The organism is Rummeliibacillus sp. BSL5 (assembly GCF_052928305.1).
The window spans coordinates 39,254-55,254 of record NZ_JAVGCV010000008.1; the positions used below are offsets into that span (position 1 = coordinate 39,254).

Below are 16,001 nucleotides of genomic sequence, written 5' to 3' on the forward strand. Positions count from 1 at the left end.
CTTCCCCGTTACTTTAAGTACATAACTTCACAACCCCTTCTAAACTCCCCAATACTATCCAATTTTCTTTTAAGAGTTATTCAATTAAATGGCCCTTTAATTGAGTAACTTTATTGATACTCAACAATTCCTTGATCCACCTTTCAATTCAGATCTTCTTTCACTATAAAAACACCCCCTTAGATAAACAGATCCAAAGGGGCAAAACATCGTACTTTATTTAAAAGCAACAAAAAAATCGTGATTAAGAGATATCCTCTTAAACACGATAATAAACAAATCGAATCGAACTTTATTTGCTCTATACAATTTATACTTCAAAAAAAGTTCAGTTACCTAGTTTAATGTTGAGTTACTACATTATTGTATAGTTACTAACATTAATATAGGTGAACATTTTTTGTACAACTCTATTTAAATCACAATCAAAACCCTAGACGAATAGAATAATGTCATTATTAATTATAAAACCTTAACTGTTACTTTAATTATTTTTAGTGAATAACACTTACTAAATACTATTGGAGATAAAAAACAGAAAACCTTGATACTGAAAGGTTTATCGCAGTATCAAGGTGAATCTATGTGTCACAACAACTTATATTTATATGACAAACATACTTATAAGCTGTGACAGGATTAGGTATAACTCACTCACTAGGAATACAACTATTCCACTGTAACCGACTTAGCCAAATTTCTTGGTTTATCCACATCACAGCCACGTGCAAGAGATGCATAATAGCTGATCAATTGTAATGGAACAACTGATACAAGCGGTGTTAGAAGCGGGTGTACAGGTGGAAGGACGATTGTGTCGCCTGGTTCTTCCATGCCTTCCATCGAAATAATGCAAGCGTTGGCACCACGAGTGGTTACCTCTTTCACATTACCTCTTAGGTTAAGGCTTACTTCTTTTTGTGTAATAAGCGCAAATACAGGTGTACCATCTTCAATTAATGCGATTGTACCATGTTTTAGCTCTCCTCCAGCAAACCCTTCCGCTTGGATATAAGAGATTTCTTTTAGTTTGAGCGCGCCCTCTAAGCTGACATAAAAGTCCATTGAGCGGCCAATAAAGAAAGCATTGCGTGTTGTTTCTAAGAAATCTGCTGCTACATGTTCCATGTCTTCTTTATGATCAACAATCGTTTGAATGTTGTTTGCTGCAATGCCAAGCTCTGCTTTTAAATCAAAGTCCAGTGCTTTGCCTTTTGCTTGTGCTTCTACATAAGCAACGATTGCAAGTACGGCTACTTGTGCAACATATGCTTTAGTAGAGGCTACGGCAATTTCAGGGCCTGCATGCAATAACAATGTGTAATCCGCTTCACGTGATAAAGTAGAGCCAGGTACATTCGTAATAGTTAAAATTGGATGGCCTAATTCCTTAATTTTCACAAGCACTTGACGGCTATCTGCTGTTTCGCCTGATTGTGAGATGAAAATAAAGAATGGCTTTTCTGATAGTAACGGCATATTATAGCCGAATTCACTTGAGATATGCACTTCGACAGGGATGCCTGCCATTTTCTCAAAGTATTGTTTGCCAACAAGGCCTGCATGATAGCTAGTACCTGCTGCAATGATATAAAGTCGATCTGCAGCATGTAAAGCATTGGCGATGTCAGAAGGAATCACTAGGTTGCCTTCTTCATCTTCATAGTTTTGAACAATTTTGCGAACTACGCCAGGTTGTTCATCGATTTCTTTTAGCATGTAGTGTGGATATGTGCCTTTTTCGATATCGCTCATATCTAGCTCTGCAGTGTAAGGTGCACGTTCTACTACTGTGCCATCAAGTTTTTTGATTACGATAGAGTCTTTGCGAACAATAACAACTTCTTCATCATGCAATTCGATAAATTGATCTGTTACTTGTAGCATTGCCATCGCATCAGATGCTACTACATTAAACCCTTCGCCTACACCTACTAAAAGCGGGCTTTTGTTTTTAGCTACATAAATCGTGTCACATTCTTCTGCATCCAATAAAGCAAGGGCATAAGACCCATGCACAAGTGTTAACGTATGGCGGAACGCTTCTTCTGTTGCCATGCCGTCCTCTACAAATTCCTCAACCAATTGGACAAGCACTTCTGTATCTGTATCAGATTTTAGCTGAACTCCGCTTAGGTATTCATCTTGCAAGTGATGATAGTTTTCTAATACACCATTGTGCACTAATGTAAAACGGCCTGACGCACTTTGGTGAGGATGAGCGTTCAGCTGATTTGGGACACCATGTGTTGCCCATCGTGTATGGCCAATGCCCATAGTAGCAGCTGCTTCTTCATCGACAATACTGCGTAAGTCAGCGATACGGCCTTTTTCTTTAAAGACTGCAACTCCATCTTCTGTGCATAGGCCAATCCCTGCAGAATCATAACCTCTATATTCTAGTTTTTCTAATCCTTTTAATAGAATTTCTTTCGCATCAAGTAAACCATTATATCCAACAATACCACACATAACTATATTTCCTCCGAACTTTGCCAAATTAGCCGCGTGTAAATAAGCTTCCCCTATTACAGGCGAAGTCATTCATATGCAGCTGCTAATTTGCCTTCTTGCTTCCCTGTCTACTCAATCACTTGAGTCCTTTAAAAGCAAGATAACGATCGGGCATTGCGATCGGGAGGCATCCGCCGAAAACTTCGATACTCCTCCACCTCGTCTACTGAAGATTCACGATTTCTTCAGTACTGGCGCTATAACTGTTTTTCCGATTTTTGCTTACATACAATCCTCCTCAGCATACGCTGATCTTAACTTTAAAAGAATCAGCATGTTCATCATACTTGAAAAGTCTTTTTTTAGTCAATTATAAAATGCAAGTTTGATGATATAACTATCATATGTCACTATTACCCTTTAGTTGCTTACTATAAACGTAATGTAAAAAGCTAATCGAAAGAAGGCTCTTTCGATTAGCTCCTATTGTATCAGTCTAGGCTATTTTAATAAATTGACAATCTCACGATTGAATGCAGGAATATCATCTGGTGTACGGCTTGTTACCAATTGATTTTCGCATACAACCACTTCTTTATCTTGGAAATTGACACCGGCATTTTCCATATCTACCTGGATAGATTTGTAGCCAGTTGCGTGACGACCATCTAGTGTTTTAGCAGTGATTAATAATTGCGGTCCGTGGCAAATCGCAAAAACTGGTTTTTTAGCATCCATGAAAGCTTTTGCGAAATTCACGAAACGCTCGTCTGCACGCAATTGGTCAGGTGAAAAACCACCAGGAATCAATAATGCGTCAAAGTCGTCTACTTTTACATCATCGATTGATTTGTCGACTTGAATTTTAGTGCCATGTTTCCCTTCAACTTCGCCGCCTGCTGTTTTTTCAACTGTTACGACTTCATGACCTGCATCACGAAGGGCTTTAACAGGTTCTGTGTATTCTACATCTTCTACTAGGTTTGTTACTACTGTCGCTACTTTAGCCAATGATAACATCTCCTTTTCATAGATAGGGCCGTTATTGGCCTCTACTTGTACTTTTCCACAATCGCCAAATTTTAAACAAAAAAGGAACTCTTATACGAGTTCCTTTTCTTCGCTTTATTATTCTTTTAATCCCATTTCCTCGCTGACAACAGCAGCAATTTGGGTGCAGTATGCTTCACATTTTTCGCTTGTCGGTGCTTCCACCATGACACGCACTAATGGCTCTGTACCAGATGGGCGTACAAGGACACGACCTTCGCCGTTCATTTCTTGTTCGACTTCAGCAATAGTGGCCGCTACTTTAGCGTTATCTGTCACAGCATGCTTATCTGTTACACGTACATTGATCAACTTTTGAGGATAAATCGTCATTTCTGCAGCTAATTCAGACAGCTTTTTGCCTGTGACTTTCATGGTATTGACAAGCTGTAAACCAGTAAGCATGCCATCACCTGTTGTATTGTAGTCTAAGAATACAATATGGCCAGATTGCTCCCCACCGACATTGTAATTTCCTTCGCGCATTGCTTCTACAACATAGCGGTCACCCACTTTTGTTTGAACACTATGCATACCGTGTTCTTCTAATCCTTTATAAAAGCCCATATTACTCATGACTGTAGATACAACTGTATCATGCTTCAGTTTTCCCTCTTCATGCATATGTTTGGCACAGATATACATGATTTGGTCGCCGTCAACGATATTTCCATTTTCGTCTACAGCAATCAAGCGGTCTCCGTCACCATCGAAGGCAAGACCGATATCTGCCCCTTTATCTACAACCAACTGTGCTAGTTTCTCAGGATGTGTAGAACCTACTCCATCATTAATATTTAAGCCGTTTGGTGATGAACCCATTGTAGAAAGGTCAGCTTCCAAGTCAGCAAACAGATGAGTTGCAAGTGAAGATGTCGCACCATGCGCACAGTCTAACACAATATGAATATTTGTAAATTCTTCATATACAGTTTGTTTTAAATACTGGATGTACTTTTGACCGCCCTCGAAGTAGTCGCTGACAGTACCAAGTGCTCCACCAGTTGGACGTGGCAAATCATCATGTTCTTGGTCAAGTAATGCTTCGATCTCTGCTTCTTCCGCATCAGATAGCTTAAAGCCGTCGGGACCAAAGAATTTAATGCCGTTATCCTCTACCGGATTGTGAGATGCAGAAATCATAACGCCTGCTTGTGCACTCATCGCACGAGTCAAGTAAGCGACTCCTGGCGTGCTAATGACACCTAAACGCATTACTTCTGCTCCTACTGATAAGAGACCTGCTACAAGTGCACCTTCTAACATTTCCCCGGAAATACGCGTATCTCGTCCAATTAGAACTTTAGGGCGTTCTCTTGTTTCCTTTGTCAAAACATAACCGCCGAAGCGCCCTAATTTAAATGCTAATTCTGGTGTTAGTTCACTATTGGCGACTCCGCGTACGCCATCTGTACCGAAATATTTACCCATTGTGTATTCTCTCCTTCAAAACTCTAAATGCAATTTTATGAACTAGAAGAAACCCCTGCTTTTATGGAGTTTCACTTTATGAAATTTGGCTAATTTTTAGTTTCATTGTATTTGGATTCGCCTTCCATGTAGTTCCTTTTGGGCTTTCACCCATAATCTCCAGATTGTTTATACCCTCTTTTACATCTTTTGCATCCACATATAACCGAATATCTGATTTGGCTATATTGGCAAGTCGTTGCTTTTCACCAGTCACAAGAACAGATACAAAATGGTTGGCATTGCTTTCTATTTCATACTGGTCAGTGTCTAAGTTTTCTATGCTAACGGCTACATCGTTTAACGTAACAGTAGAGGTAGAAACGGGTGCTTCTGTTACTTTTGTTTCTTCATTGTCTGCATTTTTGTCTTCTTTTTCTTTCTCTTGATTTTGATCTGAACCAGAAGATGAAGATGTGTCATCTACTATTACATGTACACGTAATTGATTGAATGATAACTTTGTCACACCATTGGGCTTATCCAAGTTTACGGATATATCGCCGGATTTTTTAAGTTTAGTAACATCAACATCGACAGGAAGAGATTGAATCTTCTCCAAGTCATTTTTAGAACCGAATAATGTAATCATCGTTTCTTCTGCTTTAATCGATTTTACTTTCTTACCCTTTGGCGATCCTTTTATATTAAGTGATAGAGGAACTTCTTTGCTGTATTCACCAATATCAACTTTAACTGATACTGTAGCTGGAGTAACCGAGACGTCTAACTTATTCATATCGCGATCCAGTACTTTAACAGGAGCATCCTTTGTGAACGACTCATTAATGTTGCCGTCGCTAGATAACATGGCTTTAATATAGGCGATATTGTCAATAACACTTTTGGCACCAGTGACAGTCACTTCACTTGGGTTCGCCGTCATCGTTTTAATGAAGTAATTCGGCGATAGTCTGCTTTCATTAAAGTCAGGGTCAATTTTGAATGTCTTTGTTACCTTTTCCTCTATTGATACATTGATGGTAGAAGGCTCAATTTGTACATTCAGCTTATCTGAGAAACCTTTGGATTTAAATTTAACCTTGTGCTCTCCAATTGTCTCTTTGCTGAGATCTAAATAAACATGATAATCTTTAAATGCTTTTGTCTGCAACACAACTGCAAGCGGACCCTTAATAGATACATCCACTGTCTTAGGAACATCAGAAACAATTAAATTTTCGCTATCGTAAAGAACTTCTACTGGCACATCCTTTATCACTTCCGCTTGGCGGTCAGATGTCGTTGTTGTGTAATTGTCTGTGCTCGTCTCTGACTTAACAGTGAAGAATATTAATAGTGATAACAGGAGCGCCATAATACGAAGAAACCATGGACTCTCAAAAAGTTTATCCATTATTTTTTATCCCCCCATAAGCTCCATTTAGAAGTGCCTACTGAATTAGTAGCTCCTCCGAACCAAGCATTTCGCAGGCGGACCTCAAACTCTTCAATTGATAAGTCACGGTGCAAGTCCCCGTTGATCGTCAAACTGATAGCTCCTGTTTCCTCAGAGACAACAACAGTAATTGCATCTGTTACTTCACTAATGCCTATCGCAGCACGATGACGCGTTCCCAGTTCCTTCGAAATAAAAGGACTTTCAGAAAGCGGAAGATAACAAGCGGCGGCTGCAACTTTATTTTTTTGTACAATGACTGCTCCATCATGAAGCGGTGTATTTGGGATAAAGATATTTATAATTAATTCTGAAGAAATCTCAGAATACATCGGTATCCCTGTCTCGATATACTCATTCAGACCTGTTTCTCTCTCAATGGAGATAAGGGCGCCAATTCTTCGTTTAGCCATATAGCTTACTGATTTGGACATAGCAGTAACTAGCCGAGTTTGTTCTTCTTCCTCCTGCATATTACTCCTAGCAAACAACTTACCTCGCCCCAATTGCTCGAGTGCTCGACGCAATTCAGGTTGGAAGATAATAATAATGGCTAAAAATCCAAATTCAATTACCTGTTTTGTCATCCAGCCAAGTGTAGTCAATCCAAAATAAACTGTAATAATCCGAATGATAATAATGACGAATATGCCTTTTAATAGCTGAACGGCCTTTGTACCACGGATTAATATAAGAATATTATAGATAACCAACCAGACCAACAGAATGTCGATGACGTTTAAAACCATTCTTACCCATTGATTGTTTGTAAACTGTGTAAATTCATTAATAAAAGACATGTGGATCCCCCACTTTTCTAGCGAGTACGTTTATATCAAGTATAGCATAACTGCTCTATTTTCTGCCCGGATGAAGTGACCTTACAAGCAATGACATTCTTTTAGCCCCATTGCCATTTGGGCCTTTACGAACAGTATTCAGGTTATTAAAGTTTAAAGTAAGTCACTTGTAGCTTAATAATACGGGATAAAGCAGAAAAGCCTACTGTGATAGCAGACTTAATCATTAGTTTATTCATTATTATCTATAATAGACCATGCTTTTTTAGCACTGTTTTTTATCTTATACCATAGCCACTCAAACATTTCATCGATTTCCTCAATTTGCCCTGTCACGTTGGCAGAGGACGCCATATACTTTCCGTTGATCACGGTTATATCGCCATCAACTGCACCCTTCACAAGAATATCTCCATTTTTGACAAGAAGATCTCCTTTTATCGTTTCACCTTCAGGCACAATGACCGTTTGCCCCTCAACCTGCAAGTTTGGCTGTTTTGTATATGAAAACTGTTGATCATTTTTATAACCCGACAGAAAGGATGCGCTCATAAAAATGCAAAATAAAGCGGCAGCAATAGCAATTGGATGTCTTCGGATAAAACGTTGAAATCCGTATTTCATTTTTCTCCTAGGAAGCCGCTGCATAACCTGATCTACAAAACGGGGAGGAGTGGCGATAGCTATGGCGCCTTTCACAAATGCAATTGTATCTTCCAACTCTTGCATATGCTTTCGGCAATCTGAGCAATTGTACAAATGTTTTTGAAGCTCTTGCTCATGCTCACTGGCAATATCCCCATCTAGATATTCATGCATATATTGCACAATCTCTTTAGGGCATGTATTCATTGTGAAACCCCTCCTACAAATTGCTTAGTTGCTTTCTTAAAGCTTCACGTCCGCGATGTATACGTGTTTTAACCGTTCCAAGCGGTATATTCAAAATTTCACTAATCTCTTGCAACGGCAGTTCTTCGATATATTTTAAGATAATCACTGTCCGATATTTTTCGGATAAACAGCTGATTTCGTATTGAATGCGCTCTTGCAATTCCATTCCTTCTACTTCTTCTTCCGGCAATCGATCCGGTGAAGAAATCTGAGAATACATATCAAGCCCGTCTGTACCTGCTACCTCTGCATCTAAATAATAGTCAGGTTTCTTTTTTCTTATACGGTCTATACATAAGTTTGTAGCAATCCGGAAAAGCCAGGTTGAGAATTTCCGATTGAGATCAAACGTATGTAAATTAGTATAGGCCCGTATAAAAGCTTCTTGCGCAATATCTTCTGCTTCATGCTGATTATTAAGCATACGATAACATATTTGGTAGACCTTCTGTTGATAGAGGCTTACAATTTCGGAATACGCATGCTGGTCACCTTTCAGTACTTGCTTTATTCTTTTGTTCGTGATCGAGTCCATGTGAATTCCCCTCCGCCATGCGGCTACATACTATACGTATCGCAGTCTTGTTTGGTTTCATTTTTCATCATTAATTTTTATCTCCTTGCGTGTTTCCATCATAAAACTTATAGGACATGTGATGATTAGATAAGAAACCCACAGTCCAAATACTCTTGAAACTAGCAATCAGTTTCATACGGTCTCTTAGCATTCCACATAGAAACCTAGATAAAATAATAATGATGTTAAAAAAACTTCTTTGATTGTTACATCACTTTATTATAACAAGAATCAGGAAGGAAATATCCAACATTTTTAATTTATGTTTTCCATTTTGTAAATTAAAATAAAAAAAAATGGGCAGTCGCCCATTTTTATACTAGTTTTTCACCAAATAAAGAACCCATTAACGCTACCGCTACTTCTGCTGTTTGATTCTTTTCATCTAAAATAGGGTTTACTTCAACAAACTCTGCTGAAGTAATAAGATTTGATTCATGCAGCATTTCCATTGCTAAATGGCTTTCTCGATATGTAATACCGCCTGGAACTGGAGTACCTACACCTGGTGTATAGATTGGATCAATACCGTCTAGATCTAGTGATAAATGAACACCATCTACATTTCTGTCCTTTAAGTAGTTGATTGCATCTTGCATAATATATGTCATGCCTAAACGATCAATTTCATGCATTGAATACACTTTAATGCCTTTTTCCCGGATAAGTTCTTTTTCGCCTTCATCCACTGAGCGTGCCCCAATGATAATGATGTTTTCTGGTTTCACTTTTGGTGCATAGTTTCTAATGTTTACTAAGCTATCATGTCCCAAACCCATGCTTATAGCAAGTGGCATACCATGAATGTTACCTGATGGTGATGTATCGCTTGTATTCATATCTGCATGTGCATCATACCAAATAACACCTAAATTGCTATAGTGATCTGAGAGGCCTGCTAAAGTACCAATGGCAATGCTGTGATCTCCGCCCAATACTAATGGGAAGTGTTCTTCTTTAACCATTTCATTCACTTTATTAGCTAGCTCTGTATTCGCTTTCAATACAGCTGATAAATTGCGTAGTTTTGTGTTTGGCTCTTCTTTTGCAGTTTCAATGACGATATTTCCTAAATCCTCTACCGTATGACCGATCGTTTCTAAACGTTCATGCACGCCTGCGTAACGGATAGCGCTTGGCCCCATGTCTACACCCCTGCGTTGTTGGCCTAAGTCCATTGGTACCCCAATCATTGTGATGTTTAATGATGTATTCATTATTAAATACCCCCTTTGTATTCTGCTAATATTGTAACCGCTTTTATAGGGATGGCTCAACGTCACATTTTTTTGTATGTTTATTCAAAAAGAAAACTGGAATACTAGAATTTATACTTATTTAGAAACAACAAAAAACCTTCTTCTAATAATAGAAGAAGGTTTTATATAAGAAATGAGTCATGTAGGATTCGAACCTACGACCCTCTGATTAAAAGTCAGATGCTCTACCAACTGAGCTAATGACTCAAAATGGCTGGGGTACCTGGATTCGAACCAGGGCATGACGGAATCAAAATCCGTTGCCTTACCGCTTGGCTATACCCCAATAGATGGTGGAGGGGGGCAGATTCGAACTGCCGAACCCGAAGGAGCGGATTTACAGTCCGCCGCGTTTAGCCACTTCGCTACCCCTCCGACAAATGGTGGAGGATGACGGGATCGAACCGCCGACCCTCTGCTTGTAAGGCAGATGCTCTCCCAGCTGAGCTAATCCTCCACAATATTAGTTATATATGATGGTGACCCCTACGGGATTCGAACCCGTGTTACCGCCGTGAAAGGGCGGTGTCTTAACCGCTTGACCAAGGGGCCATCCGCTTTATGTATATCTCTTTAACAAGACAAGAATTATTTTACCATACTAATTTATAAAAAGCAATAGTTTCAACCAAAAAAGTTTAACCTTTATAAATAAGCTTCCAACCGGGCTTGAACCGGTGACCTCTTCCTTACCATGGAATAGGTGTATGTATCAACAAAAATTATCTTATAACATTACACCTTGTTTTGCAACACTTTAAAAGCATTTAATATTCTCATGAATCATTATCTAACAAATTAAGTGCCGGTAAGATGCCGGTTTTTACCGGCACATTTATAAGGAGAGTTTTGTGTTTAAAATTGATCTAATATGGTGATTACTCGGGATGTTATACTTAACTTTAAATCAAAAGAATTGGAGAGATATACATATGAAGAAACTCTTAACTGCAGCGTTAAGTACTTCACTGTTACTGGGTGCATGTGGGGCATCTCCCGAAAACAAGAATGAAACAAAAAAGGAAACAAAAACAGAAGTTAAAACCAATAATAATATTCTTTCTGAGTATGGGGATGTGAAGGAGTATTATAATAAGGAAGATTTAAGCTATAAAGAAGAAACTGGACCCATGAAATTTGAAATTACCGGAGTTAATATTGCCGATTTAAAACCTTCAGAAGAATATTCGTTTATTTTTAATGACTTAAAGGTGGCTCATGTAATTGTAGTATCTTTGAATACAGAAAACACTACCAAAGATGAAGTTTGGTTTAGCGCAGATCACCCTACTGTTGTAACAGATAATGGGCAACAAGTTGATGCAACCGCTCACGATGTATCTAAAATAGTTGGCGAGGATTTTAAAGGTGCAGTTTCTAAGAATGGACGTGTCGTATTCTTCTTAGATAAAGCCATCAAGGATATTAAAAAAATCACTCTTCACTTTGAAGCACCGGTTGATAAAAATAAAGAGCCGATAGGAAAAGAAACTAAAGTAGTAATTCCATTGAAATAAAGAAAAAGAGTTACCTTAAATGGTAGCTCTTTTAACCTTCATAACTATTTACTTTTAAAATATCCAGGAAGTGAGCCTTAAATATCTCTCCATACCTTTGAATAGTAATTAACTTTGTATTCGGGTCCATCTTAGTAACCTTTCCATCAATCGGTTCATCTTTATTAAATACTGCAAAGCTATACATTTTGTTTGTATTTAAAGCTTCGTTCAATGTCATTGCTAATTCTTCTAAATCAAATTCGTCACGGTCAGGATGTTTAGCGGATTTTTTAACTCTTTTTGGTTTCGGGAATCCTAAAGACATGGTTATCTCTCCTTTTTATTTGTGGTAAACCTTCCTATTAACTTCTGCTACTGTTTTGTACTCCATGTTTAGTAGGCGTTTTATTTCTTCGTTAGTCCAGTTTCTTAACGCCACGTTAAAATACCTATGGTACTCTGTTGCACCACGATATAACACTTCGTAAAAAGTTATGAAATCATCTTCTCTTACTTCTTTTTCTATTCGTATTCCCAAAGCACCTAGTTGTCTTTTGACATTCAGTTTTTCTTGTTTTATTTCTTGTATCTTATTTTCAAACCATATATCGAAAGCTCCATGCGATTTAAAACTATCTAAAAACTTACGATCACGCTCTAGTGTCCGTATTGTTAAATCCAGAATGATTTGTTTATGCACTAGATCGCTGTGTTCCCTACTCATACGACTTCTCGTTCTTTTCTAAGGACTGGTATCACTGCAAGAACATTATCGGTAATAAAAGTACGTTTTGCATGCTTGCTGAAGCAAAATGCTTGGAATCTGTCACCAAAAATCTTGATTAACTTTACTCGTCGTTTCGTTATCTCTCCTGTTTGAGAAATGTACATTAAATCAACCAATTGATTATGCTGCATAGCTTTTATTAACTGTTCTTTCATTGTGATTCCTCCTTTAAAATAAGAACGTTTGTTTGTTTTATTATAAGGAACATTTGTTCTGATTTCAAGTATTAAAAAAGACCAGAGTTATATTCTGGTCTAATTTAGGAGCTCTTAAGTTTCCTTTTTGTATCGTTAAAATAAATGAAACTGCAAACAGCTATAAAAATTGCAATTATAATTACAACTAAAAGTGTTATGCCGTCACCCATCTTGCCAAGTAGTTTTGGATAATCGATAACATATTCAGAAGCACCAAACAACGATGTTAACAAAAGAACGACTGTTAAAATGAATAAAGAAGGATGTTTTCGAGCGACATTACATTTGCAATCATCTTCAGGCTTGCAACCACAACTTTTTAAATTAAGATCTGTTAATTTTGCTATCCCGTTCAATAGCAAGAATATAATTAAGATGATAGCAAGAGTTTCGAAAGAACCCATAAGAATCAATTTACCTGTTGATACACTATCAATTTTCTTAAACAGACTGCTTAATGAAGTTATTCCACCAAATGCAGCAATTAGGATAGAAGCAAAAATTCCAAGAATTGATATAAAGTCTTTTTGAGCATTTTTTGATTGCTCTAATAACTTACGCTGTTTACCTTCTAACCTTTTATATTTCTTATTATTTTCGTCATTTATTTTATTTAAATGAGTACCAATAATACCTAATGAACTTTCTGCTAAACGTGAATTGTCGTTAATCTTACTAATTTGAACTCGAACAAGTTCAATGTGATCGTCTATTTTCCACAAGAAATTTTCCCACTCATCTATACGCTCTTCAGGTTCAAAAGGAAATTGCCCAAGTAGAGAAATATTTCTAGCTAATGTATCAAAATCTTGGTCATGGAAATCATCTATTTCTTTATTAAAAAGTTCATGACTAATAATCGAATATATTCTCACATTCCTTAAGAATACTTTTTTCCAAATTTCAAAAACATCGGATAAATCTACAGAAAAAGTTTCCTGATGTTTGTAATTTCTCATAAATTTCAAGGTTTCTCTAAAGGATTCTTTTAAACTTTGACTTTCATCATCTAATTGCAGCATATTCATTTACCTACTTCACAATTGATCAATTATTTCTTCTAAGTCATCTGAAGAGTATTCGATAACTCTTCCATCGTTTTTATTAATTTTTTTCTCATTTCTTTTCCATGGCTCATGTTCATGCGTTTCATCGACTAATTCGAATGATCCCCAATGTCCATATTTCTGTACAACTCTTTCCACCAACCTAACTTCTTCCCTTGTAAAGTCAGCTGCTGGTACTTCATCCAAACGGAATTTTCCATCTTCAAAAATAAATGCACTTGCCGGTTTGCTAATTGGACCAGAACCATTTGAACGATACTCGCTATAAACATCTCTTATTACAGGACCGAGTTTCCACATCTCAATAGGTTGCTTATATGGATATTCTTCAAATTCATCAATCCAACGTAATGCAATAAAATAGAGTAATTTTTGAAGTTTAAGGTGATCAAGGTTATCTCCGTTTTTATTAAATTTCTTAACAATATATGCGGCTACATATGATGCATTATATTTACCACCTTGATTGTTTATCATGAAGATACCTCCTCTTTTATTATGTATTTATGCTTTATTTTCTATTATTACCCCACTTCTACACATTATAATTAAAAACCTCTAGAAAATATATAGGTAAAAACAAAAAAGCCCCATCCTCCAATTGGAAGATAGGGATGAAAAAATTACTTCTTATTTATAGTATATGCTTTAACATATTCACGATTTGCAGTTACATAGCCACCGCAAGTAATAAATCTTGGTGTACCATTTTTTGAATGAGCAATGTCGATAATATCTAGTTTAGTGCCTTTCTTATGGCGTTTCAGTTCTTTCTTAAACTCTTTATCTTCATATACACCGACATCTGTTAGAGAAACTAACCTGTCATATTTCTTATTGTAATAACCTTGGTTAACAGGCTTTGAAACGCCTTCAACTTTATTTTGCGTGTATCCTAAATGCCCCACCATAACTTTCGCGATAGCTTGGCATAAAGCTTCAAAGTTTTTACGGTATGCTGCTGCATCCTTTTCAGAAGTTACAAAGCAAACTTCTAATAAAATAGCTGGCTTACTTGTATTTTTTAAAAAGTACAGTTCTTTGCGCTCTTTTGGTCCACGATCAACAATGCCAAGAGCTGTTGCCATAGCCGCACTCATTTTAGCCGACAATGGTTTTTGGTCATAGTATAAACATTCTGTGCCAGTTGCTACAGGAGTAGCGCTATTAAAATGTACACTTACATCCAGTTCACGCTCTTTATTGTTATGGAAATTTACGATATTAGCTAAGTTTTGATTTTGTGTTGTAGCTGTTGATTCATAATATTTAAAGCCAACACCGTTGTATTCTTTGGTTAAAATGTCGAATACACGATTAACAACCTTTTTAGCCTCTTCATGCTCATTTAGAATGCCAACTGCTCCCGCTACTTTATCGCCGTGTCCGCTACTAATTACAAATTGTTTTGCCATATTTATTTGCCCCCCTTGGTTAGTCCATCTCTATAATTCGTTATTTCAAACAAGCCTGTACTTGCTAATCCAGCAATCCCACCTGCCCACAGACGTAACGTGACTTCAAGTTCTGTAAAAGGAAATGATACTATTCCAATAAAAATACCCATCGCAAATGCGATGAGCGGGATGTAGTTCTTTTTGGTTGTTATGGATCTTTTAACTAACTCGACTAATGCCATCACAATTGGTGCAATAACGCTTGCTAAAGCTAATATTACTAACATGGTATTTCCTCCAATACATTTTTTTCTTCTATGAGCTCTACTCTTTTTGCTAAATGCGAATAGTCGCTTTTAAGACCTGTATAAGACTGGCTCAATCCTTCAATAGCTTTTACGCTTTTCTCCTGGGATTCAGTTAGACTTTTTAAGTTGGCCATGAGTTTTTCTTCTCGTTTGCGTGACTCTTCTTTTAGCTCTAGGTATCGTCTTTCGGATTCTCTTTTCTGCTCTTTTTGTGTTTCTTCGAGCTTTTTTTCTCTCTCTTTGTTTTCGCTTTTTAAATACATTAACGCGGTTACTCCTAGCAACATACTACATATGGTCCAAATAAATTGGCTTCCGGCGATTCTCTCAATTGTTGTTACGTCCACAACAACACCTCTTCTTCCCCAAAATAAAAAGAGTCGTATAAGGGCTCTTTTGTTTTTTTATATAAGAAAAAACCCTCCACATTAATTGTGGAAGGCTTAAAAAGCAAACTCCTATTGGACTTGCTGTTTTATTAACATAACTTTTGTATCCGCGTCCATAATAAATATAGTTTTATAATTTTGCGAGAGATTGGTTTCTTCGCCTTTTGATATTAATAAACTTGTAATTTCATGGTGTTTCAAATGCACTTCTATGAAATATTTGTATGCATCATCGCGTTCACTGAAGTTAATTTCAATTGAATTTTCTCTAACGTTAAAAGTACCTTGAGTCTTAAATATACGCGTTCCACCTTGGGCAAAAATATTTATTTTATCAAATTCTTTTAACATATCATCTACTCCCGTCTATCTACTTAATTCGACAGAAAGGCGAAAGTACCTTTAATATAATTAATGGTTATTTTTAGCAATAAAAATAACGCTAGTCAATTGA

General features: G+C 37.1%; 18 protein-coding genes and 5 tRNA genes. 1 reads left to right on the forward strand and 22 read right to left on the reverse strand.

The features are described from left to right. Positions 1-669: 669 nt before the first annotated feature. The 13 genes from glmS to RCJ93_RS15420 form a co-directional block, all read right to left on the reverse strand. A complete protein-coding gene (gene glmS, locus RCJ93_RS15360) occupies positions 670-2,472 on the reverse strand; it encodes a glutamine--fructose-6-phosphate transaminase (isomerizing) (protein WP_446739538.1) in 1,803 nt (600 codons plus the stop codon). Positions 2,473-2,955: 483 nt separating this feature from the next. Then, positions 2,956-3,474: a type 1 glutamine amidotransferase domain-containing protein gene (locus RCJ93_RS15365; protein ID WP_184117595.1), complete on the reverse strand. Its 519-nt coding sequence runs from the start codon at positions 3,472-3,474 to the stop codon at positions 2,956-2,958. A 108-nt stretch (positions 3,475-3,582) separates the two neighbouring features. Then, positions 3,583-4,935 carry a phosphoglucosamine mutase gene (gene glmM, locus RCJ93_RS15370; protein WP_066790710.1) on the reverse strand — a complete coding sequence of 451 codons (1,353 nt, stop codon included), beginning with the start codon at positions 4,933-4,935 and terminating at the stop codon, positions 3,583-3,585. 76 nt (positions 4,936-5,011) lie between these two features. Continuing rightward, complete coding sequence (locus RCJ93_RS15375) at positions 5,012-6,331, reverse strand: CdaR family protein (protein ID WP_446739474.1); 1,320 nt, start codon at positions 6,329-6,331, stop codon at positions 5,012-5,014. Continuing rightward, positions 6,331-7,173 carry a diadenylate cyclase CdaA gene (gene cdaA / locus RCJ93_RS15380; RefSeq protein ID WP_066790714.1) on the reverse strand — a complete coding sequence of 281 codons (843 nt, stop codon included), beginning with the start codon at positions 7,171-7,173 and terminating at the stop codon, positions 6,331-6,333. Before cdaA ends, RCJ93_RS15375 begins: the two co-directional genes overlap by 1 nt. A 231-nt stretch (positions 7,174-7,404) precedes the next feature. After that, positions 7,405-8,025 (reverse strand): zf-HC2 domain-containing protein, encoded by a 621-nt coding sequence (locus RCJ93_RS15385; RefSeq protein WP_251648502.1) that lies wholly within the window; start codon positions 8,023-8,025, stop codon positions 7,405-7,407. A gap of 13 nt (positions 8,026-8,038) precedes the next feature. Then, positions 8,039-8,602 (reverse strand): RNA polymerase sigma factor SigW, encoded by a 564-nt coding sequence (gene sigW / locus RCJ93_RS15390; RefSeq protein WP_066790721.1) that lies wholly within the window; start codon positions 8,600-8,602, stop codon positions 8,039-8,041. A 356-nt stretch (positions 8,603-8,958) separates the two neighbouring features. Continuing rightward, a complete protein-coding gene (gene rocF, locus RCJ93_RS15395; RefSeq protein WP_446739475.1) occupies positions 8,959-9,861 on the reverse strand; it encodes an arginase in 903 nt (300 codons plus the stop codon). 176 nt (positions 9,862-10,037) lie between these two features. Next, positions 10,038-10,110 (reverse strand) — tRNA-Lys (locus tag RCJ93_RS15400). 4 nt (positions 10,111-10,114) lie between these two features. After that, positions 10,115-10,189: transfer RNA gene (locus RCJ93_RS15405), tRNA-Gln, on the reverse strand. Positions 10,190-10,194: 5 nt separating this feature from the next. Next, positions 10,195-10,278: transfer RNA gene (locus RCJ93_RS15410), tRNA-Tyr, on the reverse strand. 6 nt (positions 10,279-10,284) lie between these two features. Next, a tRNA-Val gene (locus RCJ93_RS15415) sits at positions 10,285-10,360 on the reverse strand. Between the two features lie 20 nt (positions 10,361-10,380). Then, positions 10,381-10,455 (reverse strand) — tRNA-Glu (locus RCJ93_RS15420). Between the two features lie 380 nt (positions 10,456-10,835). Here RCJ93_RS15420 and RCJ93_RS15425 point away from each other — a divergent pair. Beyond that, positions 10,836-11,420, forward strand: coding sequence for a hypothetical protein (locus RCJ93_RS15425; RefSeq protein ID WP_446739476.1), 585 nt, complete (start codon positions 10,836-10,838; stop codon positions 11,418-11,420). 31 nt (positions 11,421-11,451) lie between these two features. On the opposite strand, the gene RCJ93_RS15430 is transcribed toward RCJ93_RS15425, so the two are convergent. The 9 genes from RCJ93_RS15430 to RCJ93_RS15470 form a co-directional block, all read right to left on the reverse strand. Beyond that, positions 11,452-11,727: a YolD-like family protein gene (locus RCJ93_RS15430; protein WP_446739477.1), complete on the reverse strand. Its 276-nt coding sequence runs from the start codon at positions 11,725-11,727 to the stop codon at positions 11,452-11,454. A 15-nt stretch (positions 11,728-11,742) separates the two neighbouring features. After that, positions 11,743-12,126: a hypothetical protein gene (locus tag RCJ93_RS15435; protein WP_446739478.1), complete on the reverse strand. Its 384-nt coding sequence runs from the start codon at positions 12,124-12,126 to the stop codon at positions 11,743-11,745. Next, positions 12,123-12,344 carry a transcriptional regulator gene (locus RCJ93_RS15440; protein WP_446739479.1) on the reverse strand — a complete coding sequence of 74 codons (222 nt, stop codon included), beginning with the start codon at positions 12,342-12,344 and terminating at the stop codon, positions 12,123-12,125. Before RCJ93_RS15440 ends, RCJ93_RS15435 begins: the two co-directional genes overlap by 4 nt. Positions 12,345-12,448: 104 nt before the next feature. Continuing rightward, complete coding sequence (locus tag RCJ93_RS15445; RefSeq protein WP_446739480.1) at positions 12,449-13,408, reverse strand: hypothetical protein; 960 nt, start codon at positions 13,406-13,408, stop codon at positions 12,449-12,451. A 15-nt stretch (positions 13,409-13,423) separates the two neighbouring features. Further along, on the reverse strand, positions 13,424-13,930 hold the full coding sequence (locus tag RCJ93_RS15450; protein WP_446739481.1) for a Panacea domain-containing protein: 507 nt from the start codon (positions 13,928-13,930) through the stop codon (positions 13,424-13,426). A 146-nt stretch (positions 13,931-14,076) separates the two neighbouring features. After that, the gene (locus RCJ93_RS15455; protein ID WP_446739482.1) at positions 14,077-14,868 is read right to left on the reverse strand and encodes an N-acetylmuramoyl-L-alanine amidase; all 792 of its coding nucleotides are present in this window, start codon (positions 14,866-14,868) and stop codon (positions 14,077-14,079) included. 2 nt (positions 14,869-14,870) lie between these two features. After that, the gene (locus tag RCJ93_RS15460) at positions 14,871-15,137 is read right to left on the reverse strand and encodes a holin (RefSeq protein WP_446739483.1); all 267 of its coding nucleotides are present in this window, start codon (positions 15,135-15,137) and stop codon (positions 14,871-14,873) included. Next, positions 15,131-15,505 (reverse strand): hypothetical protein, encoded by a 375-nt coding sequence (locus tag RCJ93_RS15465; RefSeq protein ID WP_446739484.1) that lies wholly within the window; start codon positions 15,503-15,505, stop codon positions 15,131-15,133. Before RCJ93_RS15465 ends, RCJ93_RS15460 begins: the two co-directional genes overlap by 7 nt. A gap of 111 nt (positions 15,506-15,616) precedes the next feature. Continuing rightward, positions 15,617-15,898: a hypothetical protein gene (locus RCJ93_RS15470; protein ID WP_446739485.1), complete on the reverse strand. Its 282-nt coding sequence runs from the start codon at positions 15,896-15,898 to the stop codon at positions 15,617-15,619. Positions 15,899-16,001 lie beyond the last annotated feature (103 nt).